This is a genomic window from Halobacteriovorax sp. RT-2-4 (assembly GCF_047085445.1).
In the GTDB taxonomy this organism is placed as follows: domain Bacteria; phylum Bdellovibrionota; class Bacteriovoracia; order Bacteriovoracales; family Bacteriovoracaceae; genus Halobacteriovorax_A.
In genome coordinates, this window is record NZ_JBKIXY010000001.1 from 1456214 (window position 1) to 1473955 (window position 17742).

16 protein-coding genes are annotated in these 17742 nt (G+C 36.3%); all 16 read right to left on the reverse strand.

All coding sequences use genetic code 11. The features are described from left to right. Positions 1–33: 33 nt before the first annotated feature. On the reverse strand, positions 34–567 hold the full coding sequence (locus ACMAYL_RS06890; protein WP_103218954.1) for a hypothetical protein: 534 nt from the start codon (positions 565–567) through the stop codon (positions 34–36). Then, a complete protein-coding gene (locus ACMAYL_RS06895; protein ID WP_412470910.1) occupies positions 568–1026 on the reverse strand; it encodes a flagellar FliJ family protein in 459 nt (152 codons plus the stop codon). It abuts the gene before it with no gap. 5 nt (positions 1027–1031) lie between these two features. After that, entirely contained in the window at positions 1032–2402 is a 1371-nt protein-coding gene (locus ACMAYL_RS06900) for a FliI/YscN family ATPase (RefSeq protein ID WP_392990805.1), read from the reverse strand. Then, complete coding sequence (locus tag ACMAYL_RS06905) at positions 2389–3204, reverse strand: FliH/SctL family protein (protein ID WP_103218951.1); 816 nt, start codon at positions 3202–3204, stop codon at positions 2389–2391. Before ACMAYL_RS06905 ends, ACMAYL_RS06900 begins: the two co-directional genes overlap by 14 nt. A 20-nt stretch (positions 3205–3224) precedes the next feature. After that, entirely contained in the window at positions 3225–4256 is a 1032-nt protein-coding gene (gene fliG / locus ACMAYL_RS06910; RefSeq protein WP_021266524.1) for a flagellar motor switch protein FliG, read from the reverse strand. Positions 4257–4301: 45 nt separating this feature from the next. After that, on the reverse strand, positions 4302–5963 hold the full coding sequence (fliF, locus tag ACMAYL_RS06915; protein WP_103218950.1) for a flagellar basal-body MS-ring/collar protein FliF: 1662 nt from the start codon (positions 5961–5963) through the stop codon (positions 4302–4304). Positions 5964–6031: 68 nt separating this feature from the next. After that, positions 6032–6394 (reverse strand): flagellar hook-basal body complex protein FliE, encoded by a 363-nt coding sequence (gene fliE, locus ACMAYL_RS06920; protein WP_199177570.1) that lies wholly within the window; start codon positions 6392–6394, stop codon positions 6032–6034. Between the two features lie 26 nt (positions 6395–6420). Beyond that, the gene (gene flgC / locus ACMAYL_RS06925) at positions 6421–6864 is read right to left on the reverse strand and encodes a flagellar basal body rod protein FlgC (protein ID WP_021265925.1); all 444 of its coding nucleotides are present in this window, start codon (positions 6862–6864) and stop codon (positions 6421–6423) included. A gap of 14 nt (positions 6865–6878) precedes the next feature. After that, positions 6879–7286: a flagellar basal body rod protein FlgB gene (gene flgB, locus ACMAYL_RS06930; RefSeq protein ID WP_021266076.1), complete on the reverse strand. Its 408-nt coding sequence runs from the start codon at positions 7284–7286 to the stop codon at positions 6879–6881. A gap of 9 nt (positions 7287–7295) precedes the next feature. After that, positions 7296–8228: a sigma-54-dependent transcriptional regulator gene (locus tag ACMAYL_RS06935; protein ID WP_103218949.1), complete on the reverse strand. Its 933-nt coding sequence runs from the start codon at positions 8226–8228 to the stop codon at positions 7296–7298. A 42-nt stretch (positions 8229–8270) separates the two neighbouring features. Beyond that, positions 8271–10946 carry a tetratricopeptide repeat protein gene (locus ACMAYL_RS06940; protein WP_103218948.1) on the reverse strand — a complete coding sequence of 892 codons (2676 nt, stop codon included), beginning with the start codon at positions 10944–10946 and terminating at the stop codon, positions 8271–8273. Between the two features lie 237 nt (positions 10947–11183). Beyond that, entirely contained in the window at positions 11184–12725 is a 1542-nt protein-coding gene (locus tag ACMAYL_RS06945) for a sigma-54-dependent transcriptional regulator (protein ID WP_412469932.1), read from the reverse strand. Between the two features lie 152 nt (positions 12726–12877). Continuing rightward, positions 12878–13108 (reverse strand): hypothetical protein, encoded by a 231-nt coding sequence (locus ACMAYL_RS06950; protein WP_412470911.1) that lies wholly within the window; start codon positions 13106–13108, stop codon positions 12878–12880. Between the two features lie 237 nt (positions 13109–13345). Further along, positions 13346–14512: a methionine adenosyltransferase gene (metK, locus tag ACMAYL_RS06955; protein ID WP_103218945.1), complete on the reverse strand. Its 1167-nt coding sequence runs from the start codon at positions 14510–14512 to the stop codon at positions 13346–13348. Between the two features lie 119 nt (positions 14513–14631). Next, entirely contained in the window at positions 14632–16326 is a 1695-nt protein-coding gene (locus tag ACMAYL_RS06960; RefSeq protein WP_412470912.1) for a hypothetical protein, read from the reverse strand. Continuing rightward, positions 16310–17734, reverse strand: coding sequence for a UDP-N-acetylmuramate--L-alanine ligase (locus tag ACMAYL_RS06965; RefSeq protein ID WP_412470913.1), 1425 nt, complete (start codon positions 17732–17734; stop codon positions 16310–16312). The genes ACMAYL_RS06960 and ACMAYL_RS06965 overlap by 17 nt, the downstream gene beginning before the upstream one ends. Positions 17735–17742 lie beyond the last annotated feature (8 nt).

Below are 17742 nucleotides of genomic sequence, written 5' to 3' on the forward strand. Positions count from 1 at the left end.
TCACAAAAAAATTAACCATGGAAAAGTTTACCCCTACTTCTTCATCGTCATGTATTGCTTTTGTAAACGCGCTGAAACTTCTTTATCCATCATGTTAAAGATCTTCGAAACCTTTACAGGATCGAGCTCTCCGAGAATCTTGATTGAGATAGAAGGATCTTGCTGAGAAAGTAGATTTGCCGCTGTCTGAGGCCTCATATTAGAAACAACATCAACCATGTGAATAACACGCTTTTGTTCATCAGAATCTTTCTTATCAAGACATGATAGGAAATTTGTTTGGTAAGTTTTAAATTCCTTAATTCGACCTTCAAGTTCTTTTTGATTAACAACAACTTGTTCTTGTTGATTCTTTAAGGCCTTTTCACGAATTGCCAACTCTTCTTCCTTTTTAAGAAGCTCTTTTGAGAATTCAATCAACTTTGAACGCCCTATTTTTTTCATTTTCTTCTCTAAGGCAACTTCAAGTGCCTTATCAAACTCTTCTTGTGAATATATTTTCTTCTCTTCTGCAATAGCTGAAAGTGAAGATGAAATAATCAAAACTAAAAGTAATAACCTTTTCATTTAAGCTTCCCCGGCCAATTTTTGAGCATGCCTTTTTGCCATCATTAATTCATCAATCGCTTCTTGGCGCTTCTTCTCAATGACCCTATTTTGTTCTGTTTCAAATTCATTTTTTAAATTATCAATTACTTTAACTTCACCTTTTGCAACAGAAAGCTCTTTTACTTTCTCTTGGTACTGTCTTTCAACTGCGTGTAATTGATTTTCTAAGACTTTTATTTCGTCTCTTTTTGATTGAATAAACATTGGAAAAAATTGAGCATTCCTTCCCGATGTATATGTATCAAAGAAAGCCTCTTGGGCCTTATAAGTTTCTTCAATATCGATGTTACATTTTGCAATAGCTTCGTTTAAACGGCCTTTTTCGATATTAATCTGCCCTAATTCAAGTTTAATTTTTTGTTCCTTGAATTCTCTTAGTTTTAATAAGCCTTGTAGTTTAAACTTTTCTCTACGCAATTATATTACTCCTCATATGAGTTATAAGCTTCTTCTGCATACTTTGCGAGTCCAACCATCGAATCATATAGTTCATCAATTGATTGATAATGGTCCTCACCTTGCATTTGTTTTAGTAGATCATTTAGTTGATCAATGATAATCATCGCCTTATCAACCTTAGGGTTTGAACCTTTTGAATAAGCTCCAACGTTAATTAGATCTTCGTTATCTCGATAAGCTGACATAAGATCTCGCATATGTCCTGCGACTACTCTATGTTCGCTAGAAACAACTTTATTCATTACCCTTGATAATGACTGTAAAACATCAATTGCAGGGAATTGGTTTTTTGATGCAAGAGCACGAGATAAAATAATGTGTCCATCACTGATCCCCCTTACGGCATCAGCAATCGGCTCATCCATATCTCCCCCTTCAACAAGAACAGTATAGATCCCAGTAATGGTACCAGCGTCAGCTTTTGTTCCCGCGCGCTCCATTAATTTTGGAAGCTGTGCAAATACAGTTGGAGTGTATCCCTTTTGACCTGGAGGATCTCCAGCACTTAAAGAAATTTCACGAGAGGCCATAGCAAAACGTGTAATCGAATCCATCATTAAGAGAACATCTTGATTTTGATCTCTAAAATATTCTGCAAATGTTGTAGCAACATAAGCGGCCTTCATACGAATAAGTGCAGAAGTATCAGAAGTTGCAACTACAACGATTGATTTCTTTAAACCTTCTTCACCTAAGTCATGTTCGATAAATTCACGAACCTCACGGCCACGCTCTCCAATTAGAGCGATAATATTAACATCAGCTGATGACTTTTGCGCAACCATACCAAGTGTTACTGACTTACCAACACCAGAACCGGCCATAATAGCTAAACGTTGTCCTTTTCCAGCTGTCATAAAAGCATTAATTGCATTAACACCAGTATCTAGCATTTCACAAATTGGTGGACGCTCTAATGGATTAATAGACTCACCAAAAATAGATCTCACTTCATTAGATCTTTTAATCGGGCCCTTTCCATCGATTGGGTTTCCTTGGAAGTCGATAACACGACCTAGATATTGCTCTCCAACGTTAACCTTTGTAACAAGCTCTTTTAAGTATACTTTTGTTTCTGAGTTAATCCCTGCGATTTCAGAATAAGGCATTGTTAAACATTTTGGGCCATCGATTGAAACGACCTCTCCGAGACAACGATCACCAAATTCAGTAACAAACTCAACGTTTGAACCAATAACGGCACGTGATAGGTTTACTTCATAAAGCATACCCTTTGATGCACAAACCTTCCCTACTTTTTGGTAAGGAGTTGCGTATTCATATGCCTTATGAATTGCTTCAAGGTCTAATGTTGAAAAATTATTGTGATTCATCCGAGTCGTCCTCTGAACTTGCTAAGCCTACTGCTTCAAATAACTTATCTAGACTATCAAGTTGAGTCTTTAAGCTACCATTGACAATACCGTTTTGAGATTCAACGACAATACCAGGAGCCTCGATATCAAAGTCAATTTCGACACGAGTGTTAGTAAGCTCTCCAAGTTTTGCTTGAACAACTTCTAAAACCTCTGGCATTTGTTCGAAATGCTTTTCATTGACTCTAATAAGAAGGTTTTCTTTTGTTTGTGCTTCGACAATAAGCTTTTCGAGAAGACGAATAATATATTCCCCATCATCTTTAAGCTCTTTTAAAACAATCCACTTTGCGATTGTTCTAAGTAGTGTATATGTTTGCATTTTCTGTGCAGAAAGAAGTCCTACTTGAGTACTAAGAACTTCTGAAACCATATCGTTTAAAAGAAGAATCTTCTCTTCCGCTGCTCCAGCAAGTTCAACCTTAACTTCTTCACGTCCTTGCTCTCGTCCAAGCTCTAACCCTTCACGATAAGCGTCCTCTTTAACAGCTTCAACTTGACGGGCCACTTCTTCTTGTACGGCCCTAGCAAAATCATCTTCTTCCTGTGCTCGCACACCTCTATGCTCGTGAACAATTGGATTTAAGTCAAAACCAGTATCTTTGGCCATTTGTCTTTCAACGCGAATAATCTTTTGCTTCTCTTCGATTTCACGAATCGACATTCCTTCGAAATCTTGAAACTCAAAATCCTCAACACTAGAGTTCAGAGGTTTTTGAGAGAAAGAGTGAAATTCATATTCTTTTACTTCACGAGTCATACTAAGCTACTAACCTTATCTTATACAAGGGCATCGCCATCTCCACCACGTGAGATAAACGCCTTACCTTGTTGTTCAAGTTCTTTACATTTGTGAACGATCTCTGCTTGAGCTTTTTCAACATCAGAAAGTTTTGTCGGTCCAAGAGCATCCAAATCTTCCTGTAGAAGAGTTGCTGCACGGTTAGACATATTTCTAAACAGCTTCGCTTTAATTTCTTCAGGTGCCGTTTTAAGAGCAATAACAAGTTTTTGCTGATCAACTTCTTTAAGAAGTGCTTGAATACCACGATCATCAACATAGACAAGGTCTTCGAAAACAAACATGAGCTTACGAATTTCTTCTGCAAGTTCTGGGTCTTTTTCCTCAACTCGTCCCATAATATTCTTCTCAGAATTCTTATCCATAAGGTTAAGCATATCTGCGATAGGTTCAACACCACCAAGTTGATTTGTATCAATTGTTCCAAGTGTAGAAAGTTCAGTCTTAAGAACATCATCAAGTTGTGCAATAAGTTCAGGAGAAACGAAGTCAAGGTTTGCTACCCTTAATACAACTTCGGCCTGAAGTCCCTCAGGAAGACGTCTTAGGACATCAACCTTACGCTCTGCTGATAAGTGAGCAATAATAAGCGCAATTGTTTGTGGGTGCTCATTAATTAGGAAGTTAGCAAGTGTTCTAGTATCAACTAGCTCCAGTGATTCTAGTGTCTGATTGGCACCAACATCAATGATTTGACCAAGAAGTTGCTTAGCACGATCTTCACCAAGAGCATTAACAATAAAGTCACGAGATGAGTTATCAGAGAAAAGTAGATCATTTTCTTCGTTTAGTTCAGAGTAGAACTCCTCTAAAACACGCTTGATCATCCAAATTGGCGCCTTCTTAACATTAGACATCGCATTGATAAGACGTTTTACGTCGTTATCGCGCATATGTGCGAATATAAGTTGCGTCGTACTCACACCAAGAGAACTAAGCAGAAGTGCTGCTTTGTCCTGTCCTGATAGTAGCGAGTATTCTACATCTGGGTCTAATGATTGATCGGCCACTTTTCTCTCCTCTTCCTTAAAGGGCTCTATTATTTACTATTCTCATTACGCAATCTGCTTATCAGATTCCGTACTATGAATCATATCATGCACAATCTGTGCCGCTTTTGCAGGGTTTCCTTCAACCAGTGAAATAATCTTCTCACGTAGCATATTCCCTTCAATTTTCTCTGGATTAAGCTTTTCTTCAATCTGTGGAAGAGCATCCTCAAGTCCAGGTAGTTTTTGATTTGCTTGAACCTTTTCTAATTCTTCTAGAGTTCTTGGTAAGAAATCTTCAACAGTTTCTACTGCGTTGTCTGTTACCCACTGGATAAATGGACGAACAACTACAAAGAAGAATAGTGAGATCGTTAAACCAATTGCAAGATACTTGAAGATATTCTTGATTAACTCTCTATTTTCACGCTCACGCATAAGAGCATCAATGGCCTCAAGATCTTCTTGTTGAAACTCCATATTCTTAATTGTGATAACATCACCACGACGGTTATCAATACCTAGAGTTGAAGCAACGATCGCTTGAAAATTTGCAATATCAGCTTCCGACCATGGCTCATACTTAGTTACCGTCTTACCATCTAACGATTGTGTTACACGTTTACCGTCAACCATTACTGCAGCAGAGATTTTTCTAACAGATGCAGTTGGTGATTTTGAACGAGTAACTTTCTTTGGAACATTATAGTTACGAGTTGCTAGTTCTTTTTTAACGTCATTTCTTGTCTCTGGAACACCTGGTTGAGGCTGCTCTCCAGGTAGATTTGAACGTGCTCCAGGAATACCTTGTGGAGAAGGACGTGAGCCTTGAAGGTTTTGAGTATTTGTTACTTCAGAGAGAACTGCCTTATTTTCAGAATCGTAAGTTGTTTGAGTCGATACACTTTCAGTAAAGTCCATATCAACAGAAACTTTAGCAATTACCTTTCCTGCACCTACGACTCTCGTTAAAATATCTTCAATTTGTTTTTCATACTTTCTATTTAATTTAGACTCAAGAGCAAGACGATTTGCTGTATTAGCAGTCATAGCATCACCGATATTTTCAGAAAGCTTCTTTCCTCTGTGATCTAAGATGACAACACCTTCTCCTCTCATTCCTTCTACAGATGAAGCAACAAGTGAAGAGATACCTTTAATCTCTTGTTCTGTTAGAGTAACTCCACGGTTTAGCTCAAGAACAACTGAAGCCGTTGGTGGTTTCTTCTCAGATACAAACGGAGAAGATTCAGGAATATTTAAGTGAACACGTGCTCTTTTAACACCTCTTAGGTGCTTAATTGTCTTAATTAGCTCACCTTCAAGTGCTCTTTGCTTATTTACTTTTTGAACAAATGAAGTTGTACCAAAAGATTGATTATCAAATACTTCATATCCTACTGTTCCAGAAAATGAAAAACCAGAAGTCATCATTTTAAGACGGACAGTTTCAATCATATCTTCAGGGATACTAATTGTTTTACCATCTGCAGATGTCTTCTTCTCAACATTGTTCTGACTTAAGAAGACTTCAACTTTAGTCATATCTTCTTTATTAAGATCAGAGTAAAGAACTTTATAGTTAGTATGAGTGGCCCAAAGGACAACACCTAGTAGGAAGACTAGAATAACCCCAGTAACAGCAAAGAGAGAAATCTTCTTTCCTGCATCAAGTTCTCCGTAGAACTCTTTGAAGTTTCTAAGCATTTTATCGAAAAAATCTTTCACGTATCCTCCTGACACCTGAAACTCTTAATTCATCCTAAACTAAGAGATCATTAACAACTAGTTATTAACTAGACTTGCATTCTCATTACTTCTTTATAAGCATCAATTACTTTGTTACGAACTTGGTTCATTGTCTTAAAAGCAATTTCAGCTCTTTCAACAGCTAGCATTGTTTCGTGGATATTCTTACTTTCACCACTTACTAATTTTTCAATAGCTGTGTTAGCTTCTTTTTGTAAATTGTTAACATCCATGATCTGATTTGCTAAAAGTTCAGAAAAAGACTGACTCTTCTCAGATGGAGTAACCTTAGATAGCTCATCGAAGCCCTCTAATTTAAATTCTTCCGCGCCACCAGTTGGACTAGTCCACTCGCGCATTTTATGTGAGTTAAAGACGTCATTCATTGTAGTAATATTATTGATCGCCATGGTTTAACCCCTTTCCTTTATACTTCTTAGTTTCCACTTCCAATTTCAAGCGCTTTCATCGCCATACTCTTAGTCGTATTCATTACGTTAATATTCGCTTCATAACTTCTTGAAGCTGAAATCATGTCTGCCATCTCTTCCATTACATTAATATTTGGATAGGCAACATACCCTTGCTCATTTGCATCAGGGTGATTTGGTTCATATTTTAAGATTGGTGGTTTATCGCTCGAAACAACTTCTGTTGCATGAACAGATTGTGCTACTTCGCCCATCTCACCTTCTAAAATATCAGAAAAGCTTTCACGAGCTGGCTCGCTTCCAAAAGCAACTTCTTTCTTACGATATGGACCACCTTCGGCCGTTCTTGTCGTCTGGGCATTTGCAATATTTGAAGAAATCGCGGCCATGCGCTTCTTATTTGCAGCAACACCTGATGAACTAATTTTTAAACTCGTTAGTAAATCCATTATCTCCCCCTACTCTATTTTTCAGAGTTAATTGTATATTTCAGCATCCCAAGTTTCTTATTCAGTAACTTTACCGATGCATCATACAAAATTTTATTTTCTGCCATTTTGGCCATTTCAGCGTCTCTGTCGACAGTATTCCCGTCTTCAGAGACGATTCCATTTGGATCATCATAAATTTCAGGTTGAAGATTTTCAAAACCACCATTGCCAACGTCAAAGTGTTTCTCTTCAGAGGTCAACATTTCAAGATTCCCATCAACGTCTAAAGCTCTTGCAAGTGCTTCTTCAAAGTCAACTCGCTTTGCTTTATAGCCAGGTGTATCTGCATTAGCGATATTCGAAGTTAAGACCTCATGTCGGATCTGCCTTAAATTCAAAGATGCAGCTAGTGCTTTTAATGTCTTATCCTCAACCCTCATGATGAAACCTTATCTTAAGTTAACAAAGTATGAGTTTCCGTCTCCACGGTACTCATTGATTTTGTTTCTTAGTGTTCTAATTGAAACACCAAGAATCTTTGCAGCTTGAGTTCTGTTTTCAGAAGTATGGATAAGTGCCTTCTTGATAAGTAGCTTTTCAGCTTCTTTAAGAGACATTAGTCTGATTCCTTCTGAATCATCTTCAGAGATAACATTTACTGCTTTCTTCTCACCGATCTCAAGGTGTTCAGCTGAAACTTCATCTCCTTCAAAGTTTGCAAGAGCATTTTCAATTACTGCCTTAAGTTCTTTTACATTGTGAGTCCAGTAGTGAGAAAGAATCTTATTCATAGCATCGTCTTGAACGCTAACTTCTGCACCACCAAGAGTAGTTTTGATAATATTTTTTGCGATGTACTCTAGGTCACCTACTCTCTCTCTAAGTGGAGTTAGAGTGATTGAGTTAGATGAAATGAAAGTATATAGTCCACGGTAAAAACGACCTGCACCAACAAGCTTAGATAAGTTCTTAGTTGTTGTAGCAACCATTCTTACATCAATTTCATAATCAGTTAATTCACCAAGAATCTTGTGAAGCTTCTTTTGAAAAGTATCTTCTAGACCATCAACATTAACTAGAACAACAGTTCCACCGTTAGCGTTTTCGAATGCACCTTTAATGAAACGTCCTGTTTCTGGGTCTCTATAACCTAAGATCTCATTCTCAACTTGGTTTGCTTCTGCTGCGCAGTCTACAGTTACAAATGGCTTTCCCTGTCTTGTTGAATTTTCATGGATAAAACCAGCTAGTGTCTTCTTACCAACACCTGCTTCACCAACGATAAGTACTGGTGCTTTTGTAACAGCAACATTGTTTGCAACTTTGAGTGCTTTAACAATTTTAGGATCTTGTCCGAAAATTTCTGCTGTAAACGTATTCATCTGACCTCCTGTCTGTCATTGCCCGATCCGTGGGCTAAAATTTTATAGTGTACGTTTTTTCAAGTTAATTAATGTCAGCTCTGTCCTGGCCAACTCTTTCAGATAATCTTTAGCTTCACTATCTGAAAGTATTTCATTTAATAACTTTTCCCCAGTTGTGAAATCATTCATTCTTAGGCTTTCCTTTCCTAATAAGAACTTCACACGGTTTTTATAAAGAGAAGTTTTATACTCATTTAAGAATGTTCTTGCCTCATCTGCAGCAATCTTATCTGTATTCTTAAATAGGATTTCAATTCTTTGGTAATTTACTCTTTCTCTTAATCCCTCAACAACTGTATCAGCGATCTGGAATGAGCTAGCATCTTTTAGAAGTGCAGTTGATACCTTCAGGTATTTATCGAACTTCTTACTCTCATAGATTGATTCAAGGTAAAACTGGATTGAGTCAACAAGGTCTTTAGCATCAATTGAATTTGCATTTGTTCCACTTGCGTAGAATTTCTCATACTCTTTTTCAGCTTTTGAAAACTCTCCTCTCTTATAGTGAGCTAGAGCTTTATAGAATGTGATCTTTTCGAATCCTGGGTAGTCTTTTTCTGTACTCGCGATAATACGATCTACTGAAGAGTAATTTTTTAGCTTTAGATTTCTTAGAATTTGTAGCTCGTTTTTATACAAGTCCAATTTCTTAACTTCCTTGCGAGAAACCCATAGAGGGAAAGTATGAGCAGTTTCCTTTTTGCTCGCTATCATTTTCTCATACATTTTTTGAAATCCGTCCCACAGTGTAAGATTTATATACGATTTCGCGATAATAAATTGTATTTCAGGGTCTGCACCGATCTTAGCAAAATAAGTATCTTTGTAGATTTCCCAAGCGCGGATAGCACGAGCAAATTTTCCTTCATCAAAGTTAGACTTAATGATCCCGTACACAATTTCTGCACCATCAGCTTCAAAAACCTTCTTTTCACTAATTTTCATTCCTGCAATAGGTAGAGCTGTTAAGAAAGTCAGGGCCTCTTCATACTGTCCATCAACAATGAACGTTCTTAAACGAGTTTGCCAAAGTAGCATTTCGAGTTCTTTATTAAGTTTCTTATCAGTACCCTTATCAAGGAAAACTCTTGTTTCAATATCTTTTGAATCAGGCTTAAACTTTCTAATTGTACGAAGACCTACATAACGAATACGGGCCTCAAGGCTCACTTCTTGGTTTTGAGCTCTATTAATTGCATTCTTATAAAGCTCTAGTACTTCATTCTTTGGACGATCCTGTAGATCAGCAATAAGGGCCATACGAAGTCTTGCTTGAGCCGCTTCACTCACATATGAATATTTAGCGATGAAAGTATCGTAAATTCTAAATGCTTTTTCATATTGAGAAGTTCTAAAGTAAGCTTCAGCTGCGTTATAGTAGATTGACGGTAGGTATTCACCCTTAGTAGTTTTTGCAAAGTTCTCGTAAGCATCAATCACTTTTTCTTCATCATTTTGTCTCAGATAAGTGTACATCTCGTACGCTTTAAGCTTTTGCTTAGAAATGATCTTAACTAATGTCTTATCTTGAATTAAATTTTCTACTTTCTCAACTTGATTAAGGTTTGCAAGAGAAGAAAGAATATACTCTCCCATATACTCTAATTCTTCATAATCAAAATTTTCTTTTGCATCACTAAAGAATCTCTTTGCATACTTAAGGGCCTTAACGAAGTCTTTCTTTTCACGGTAAAACTGTACTAAGTATTTATAAATACCTTTTCTTAAGTCATAAACATCAGTTCTTTCAAGAATATTTGTGTACATTGAAACAGCAGTATCAACTGGCTTAATATCACCTTTTTCTAGTGTTTCTCTTAAAAGAGCATTTGCTTTCATGTAGTCATTGTATGGATTATATGACTTTGGAAATTTCTTCTCATAAAGCTTAATCGACTTATACATAAGTCCCCACTTACCTTTTCTATAAAGATTAAGTGTCAGTTGCATATGAGCTTCTTGTTCGTTCTTATTGTAATCAAAGTTCTTAATTGGAAAGAAGTATTCTGCAGTTTTTCTATTCGTTAAAATTTGTGTCTTTAGCTCTGGTGCAAGTGCTTGATAATCCCAGATAAAAGAGGCTCCATATCTAAAGTCACGATATGGATTCGTTTTTTTAGAAGGAGCCTTTTTAACAACATTTTTTCTAACTTTCTTCGGAGCTGGCTTTGCAGCGGAAGCTTTTTTTACAAATTTTGGAGTTGATTCTTGGGCCGAAGCTTCATTCTTTTTCACAAGTGTTGAAACATCTTTAATTGCGGCTTGCTTATTGCTTACGGCACCGTCTTTCCAGAAGTCGACAAAGTAAGCACGATCACGATTTTTATAGAATGAGAAAACCTCTACATCCTTCTTTAACATTAATGTAATCGTGAAAACATTATTTCCAGACGTTGGCTCAGTGTATGAGATTGTCTTGATATACTTAGAAGAAGAGAAGTTCTTCAGCCCATCTTTTACCTTAGAGTAAACATCACCATCTAAAGTCGAAAATGATACCTCTGTGCTTGATTTCGTTACATTAACTAGTTTCTTATCAATAAAAAACTTAACGCGTAGAAAGTCATTATGAGCTTCTGGAGTAACAATTGTTGCTGATGCGATATTTAGGAAGGCCGTACAAAATACAAGTACGATAAAAGATAATAAATTTTTTGAATTAAAATCTATCTTCATTTGGTAGAAACTTCCTGTTTCAAATTTAATAACGTCAATTATTTGGCAATTTCTTCGTCCTAAAGCATGCCGTGAATTCATTTTACAATATTTTGAAATATTTCAAAGGAAAATTTTTCTCATAGGACGTTTTTTCCATGTCAAAGATTTTACATTACAGAATATTAGGCATTTAAAAAGCCGACTGTGAAAGTCGGCTTAAGTATTGGTGTCATAATGGCTTTGTTAAGTAGAAATTTATTGTTGCATATTAACGTCTAAATTTCTCTTCTTCATTTTTTCGATAAGTGTCGTACGATTCATCTGGAGCAGCTTTGAAGCTTGGTTCTTATTACCATTTGTTTTAATAAGAGCTTGCTTAATTAGCGACTCCTCTACTTCATTCATAAAATCTTTTAAATTGATACCGTTTTCTGGAAGACTAACAAGGTCATCTGTATCAATCATCGAACGATTTGTAAGAGCTAAGATTTTAGGCGGTAAATCTTGCGGTCTAATCTTATTCCCACCTCTTAAGATAACAAGTCTTTCAATTAAATTCTCAAGTTCACGAACGTTACCAGGCCATTCATATGACATAAGAATTTCAAAAGTCTCGTCATCTAATTCAATATCGTTTCTTCCGTCTGCACTTACAAAACGAGATAAGAAATATGATATTAAAAGTGGAATATCTTCCCTGCGATCTTTAAGAGCAGGGATTTTTATAGGAATTACGTTTAAACGATAATAGAGATCTTCTCTAAAATTGCCTTGCTGTACTGAATCTTCAAGGTTTCTGTGTGTTGCCGTAATGATACGAACATCAACAGGAGTCGTCGTTGAAGAACCAACTCGCTCGATTTCTCTTTGCTGTAGAACTCTAAGAAGTTTTACTTGAAGTAGTAGTGGCATATCACCAATTTCATCTAAGAAAATTGACCCACCATTAGCAGCTTCAAAGCGTCCCATGCGACTTGATACTGCTCCAGTAAAGGCTCCTTTCTCATGACCGAATAGCTCACTTTCTAAGAGTTCTCCAGGAATGGCACCACAGTTTACATTTACAATTTTATTGTGATTACGATTTGAAGATAAGTGAATGGCCTTCGCTACCAACTCCTTCCCTGTTCCAGAAGGTCCACCAATTAAGATTGTCGAATTAGAAGCAGCAACCTTCTTAATTCTTTCAAAAATCTTTCTCATTGGTTTTGAGCGTCCAATCATCCCACAAAACATATCATCTTCTGTAGGCATCTCTAGCTTGTATCTACTACTAAATGAGCGTTTATCGCTTGATACTGCTGAATTAGCATTAATCTCAAGACTTTCGCGATACTCTAGCTTGTGAACAAGAGCTCTAACAACTAGATCCTTAAGCGCTTCTAACTCAAACGGTTTTGTTAGATAGTGAAAAACACCTTTCTTCGTTGCCGCAATGGCAGTTTCAATTGATGCAAACCCAGTCATCGCTATCGAGCTAAAAGTTAGCCCACGCTCTTTTAAGAGGTCGATTAAGTAAAGCCCATCTGAAGAATTATCTTCAAAACTAATGTCAGTAATTAAACAAAAGCGATCAACTTGATTCTTTGTAATATGCTCGATTGCAGGTGCAGGAGAAGAGAAACTAATAACTTCTAGGTTAATCTTCTTACTTAGATACTTCGTTATCATTGCGGAAAGAGTTTGATCATCTTCCACGACAATAATGACTGGTTTTCTTCCTTGATCGATTTTTACTTCATTATCTGATTCATCATTAGAAAATGTATCAGTTAGAAAACTAAAATCATTCTTCATGTGTCATTGCCTCTCATCGTGTGAGGTTAAAATTGTCCCACTAAAATGGTATCGAATAATTCGTGGACGTGTCAATTTTTTAACACCAAGATAAAACTTCCGAAACTAGCATAAATAGCTAATATTACAGTATTAAACAAAAAGTTTAGTCTCTAAAAGTTTCTTACAATATCTAAGAAATAATGAACAACTTTGTCTGGGCCACCGGCCATTATCCAAATAAAGAGAAAGAAACTTGAGATACAAGAGCAAAGTGCAAAAAATAATGGCGGCAGAGTATAGCCTCTTAGCCAGTAGTAATACGCGAAACGGCTACCGATAATAATAATTGGAATTGACCAAAATGGCGTGTAGCGCAATGTGAACATGAGGAATTCATTCATAGGATAAGTATAATCGCATTTGCAAAAAAAGAAAGTCATTCCCATTAGTCGGCCCTTGAGTCGAACCGTCGTGCATAAATGCACTCCTCTCGATTAATTCAATAGCTAAAGAATAGTGGGCTAGCACCGCAAACAATAGCCCGCCTTGGGGCGGCCAATTTCGCGGATGCTTCATTCATAAAGGTATTTTAAACTGAAAACAAAAAAAAAGCTCCCTATTGGGAGCTCTTTTTTATATTAAAGGCATAAAGCTTTTAACTTCTCTACGTAAGACAGCTCTTCCCAAGGAAAGAATCCATCTTTAGTTCTACCAAAGTGCCCATAAGCAGCAGTTGGAGAATAGATTGGTCTTAGAAGATCTAGTCTTTCAATGATTGAAGCTGGCTTCATATCAAAGATTTGGTTAACAGCATTGTTAATCTTTGCAACATCAACTTTCTCTGTACCAAAAGTATCAACAAGTAGTGACATTGGCTCAGCAACACCAATTGCGTATGCAACTTGTACTAGAGCTTTTTCAGCTAGACCTGCAGCTACGATGTGCTTAGCAATTTGTCTTGTAGCATAAGCAGCTGAACGGTCAACTTTAGTTGGATCTTTACCAGAGAATGCACCACCACCGTGAGCACCGTGACCACCGTAAGTATCAACGATAATCTTTCTACCAGTAAGACCACAGTCACCCATTGGGCCACCGATAACAAATTTACCAGTTGGGTTAATGAAGTATTTTGTGTTGTTATCAACAAGTGAAGCTGGAACAACTTTATTAACAACTTCTTCTCTTACTGCTTCTTGAACTTGAGCAAGAGTCATGTTGTCTGAGTGTTGAGTAGAAACAACGATTGCATCAATACGTGAAAGTTTACCATCTACGTACTGAGCAGATACTTGTGTCTTACCATCAGCTCTAAGCTCACCTAGAGTTCCATTCTTTCTAACTTCTGAAAGTCTTTCAGCAAGTCTGTGAGAAAGATCAATTGTCATTGGCATAAAACTATCTGTTTCATTACAAGCGTAACCAAACATTAGACCTTGGTCACCAGCACCTAATTCTGTATAAGTACCTTCTCCAACGTTTACACCTTGAGCGATATCTGGTGATTGCTTATCAAGAGCAACCATAACTCCACAAGTGTTAGCATCAAAACCTTTGTCAGAGTGATCGTATCCAATCTCTCTAATTTTATTTCTTACTGTTTCTTGAAAATCGATATTAGCTTTCGAAGTAATCTCACCTGCAAGAACAACTAAACCAGTTGTAATCATAGTCTCACAAGCAACACGAGATTTTGGATCTTGTTCTAACATCGCATCAAGTACCGCATCACTGATTTGATCCGCAATTTTATCAGGGTGCCCTTCTGTTACTGATTCAGAAGTGAATGTAAAATCTTTTAGCACTGCCTCATCTCCTAGCTATAAATAATTAATACACTAATAATTGAATGAATATACTTCTATTAGCACGTTTTAACAACTAGTTTAAGGCACTATTTTCAATAGTTTATACTCAATAAAAATTAGTAATCATCGTTCTTTACGAAGTATTTGAAATAATGAGGATTACGATATTGGTAGAATTTACCAGTCCTCGCAGAATGTACATAAACATTATTTTTATAGCGATAAACATCATATGTTTGCTCGCCACTATCTTTAAATGAATACAAGAAGTTCAAGTTCTTACGATTCAGTAGAGTATTTAATCTTGTCGTATTATGAATTAAAGGCCCAGGCCTTTCTTCCATGCTTGAATATTCATCCCATAGTGATGACATATCCATTCTTCCCAGCATTGATGCTCTCGAAAAATAGCGAGTAGCTTTGAAATCTTTATCAGGGTTATGTAACTCATCTAAAATCATTTTCAAGTTCTTACGCATTAGTTTGCGAGCAGACTTTGATTGATCAGGACAAAAGATTCCTTTAGATGCAGGAATAAAAAAGTAAGTAAAAGAGAATTGTCCCCTTTTAAAAAGTACATTTAACCAAGGATACTTTTGTGTGTCCTTAACTCCAGCATCTAATAGTGACTGATAGAAAGGCTCGTCACTTTCAATAGTATTATAGCCAGGATTATCAACACGATTGATTACAACCTTAGCAACATCTCTTCTTTCACTTCCGTAACTATCGTCAAGGCGACCAACTTCATGAATGAGAATCGTCTCAAGTGCATATAGCTTGCGATAAATTTCTTTTTGTCTTTTCCAAAACTTATAAACTAATGCTTCTTTATCATAGATATACTTACTTAAAGCATAACGTGCTTGATTCTTATCTTCGAAAATTTTCTTTAAGATATCATCTTTCGTTTTACTCTTATTTAAAAGATCAACGTAGTAATCCTCTCGTTCAATGATTTTCTTTTGCCAATAATTTGTTCTAGCAAAAGTTTTCTTATAACCTTGTCTTAAAACACCATCAAGACGAGAAATTAAATCCGAAATATCATAACGGAGGTCTTCCGTTAAAAATGGCTTATCAAAACCAACAATACGTAAATAAACAGAATCAATTAGTGACCGTAAGCTTAGATCAGATCGACCTTTTTTAGGGTCAACACTCCCATCTTCTACGATCTTCCTTAACAAATAAGCAGAGTTTGACTTCTGCTTACCTTCTGCTGTCTCTATATCTTTAACTTTATCGTATTCACTTCTTAGGTGAAGATGATCAACGGGAAAGCTGAATGACTGTAGAAAGAAAAGACTATTTAAATATGCTTCAAGATCTGTTAGAAATTTTTTTATCTCGTTCTTTGATTTTAAAGCGACTAATGATTTAGTTTTTAAGTCTTTTATATAGCGATATTTATAATTGTGGCGCATGGCCTTTTCAAACTGATTTTGAATTTCACGATTTCGCGAAAGAACATTTCTAAACGAACGCATTTTTGAAAGACGTTTATTAACACCCTTTATCCACTCACGTTTCTTTTGCATTAATGGGAGATATTCTTTAATCGTAGCTTCATCAAGTTCACCATTTAGTTTGAACGGAATAAAAATACCATTACCTAAAAAGTTTTTATAAAGCTTTTGTGACTCATTATATATCTTCATTGAGCATGTCGCTTTATACTGGGCGCGATGAAGTTTCATATACTCATTAATAACTTGAGCATCACTAATTTCTTTTGCTTGAACAAACTGATTTGAAAAACTTGTAAAAGCGATTAAAAATGGAAGAGTTGTTTTAAAGTGCTTTAACAAACTCACTACTCCATAAACCGAGACAAGAACTATTGCTCATAACTAATTGAACACTTTGCCCATTACTATTTTCTTTAATTAAAGAAATTAAAGACTCTAGCTCAGTGACAACATTTGTTCTAATTCCGCTTTTCTCTAAGTCTGATTGTAACTTATCAACATCTAAATCCCCCTGCCCTTTGGCCGTCGTCGGACGAGATGGTTTGATAATCGTTGCACTGACAGCCTGTTTTAAAGAATCAGCAAAGCGCTCTTGAAATAGGTCACTTCGAGCTGTTGCTGAGCCTGGCTCTAAATAAGCATGTATCTTCTTACCTGGATATTTTAATGAAATAGCATGTAGTGTTTCCAAAACAGCTGTTGGATGGTGTGCAAAATCATCGATTATCGGAGACTCGTTATATATCCCCTTAACTTCTTGCCTTCTTTGAACCATTCTTAGATCTAGTATTCCTGCTTGAATCTCTTCAGGCTTTTTCCCAGCTTTTAAGGCAACGATAATAACAGAAGCTAAATTTAAAATATTATGATGTCCCATTAGATTTGTTTTGAATTCGTGATCACCCAATGAACATTTCATAGTAAATGTCGTTAAACCATTATCGACATTGATTATTTTCACATTATCACGATCATATTCTGACCAAGACTTATCCGTAACTTTAAGATCGTTAATACTTTTCCATTCAGAGCATGCAATTACTTCGTCCACACTAGGAAGAATTGCTTTAAACTCATTTTTTATATCTTCAATTGATTCAAAAATATCTGCATGGTCGAACTCAAGAGATGTAATAATTAATTTATTAATATAGTAAGAGCGAAATTTTGAGAATTTTTCAAAGTATGCCGAATCGTACTCATCCGATTCAATAAAGAAGTAATCCCCTCTTCCAACTCTTGCAGGTGGGCGCTCGTCCATAACACCACCGATAAGGTAGCCCGGCTCCATCCCCAACTTTTCAAAAAGTTGAACACCGAAGTATGTAGTTGTCGTCTTACCGTGCGTCCCCGAAATACCAACAACAGTTTTATCTTTTAAAACGAGTGCTCCAATAGCGGCCGGAAATGAACAAAAAGGAATTCCTGATTCTTCAATAAATTTTGCATCATCAGAGTTTCTTGCAACGACATTACCTACAACAATTAGATCAAAATCTTTAATTACTTCTTCAATATTATGTTCTTCAAATTTATAGACATCAATACCCGAGTTATCTAGATAGGTACTCATTGGTGGGTAAAACATACGATCCGCACCAGCTACTTCAAAGCCTGCTTCTTTTAGTAAACAAGCAGCTGCTCCCATTCCCGTCCCACAAATGCGGTAAAAGAATACTTTTTTAAATTTATTTGATTCTGTTAATGCAGAAAGTGCATTTATATCTTTATAATTTTCTAAATTCATAACTTACC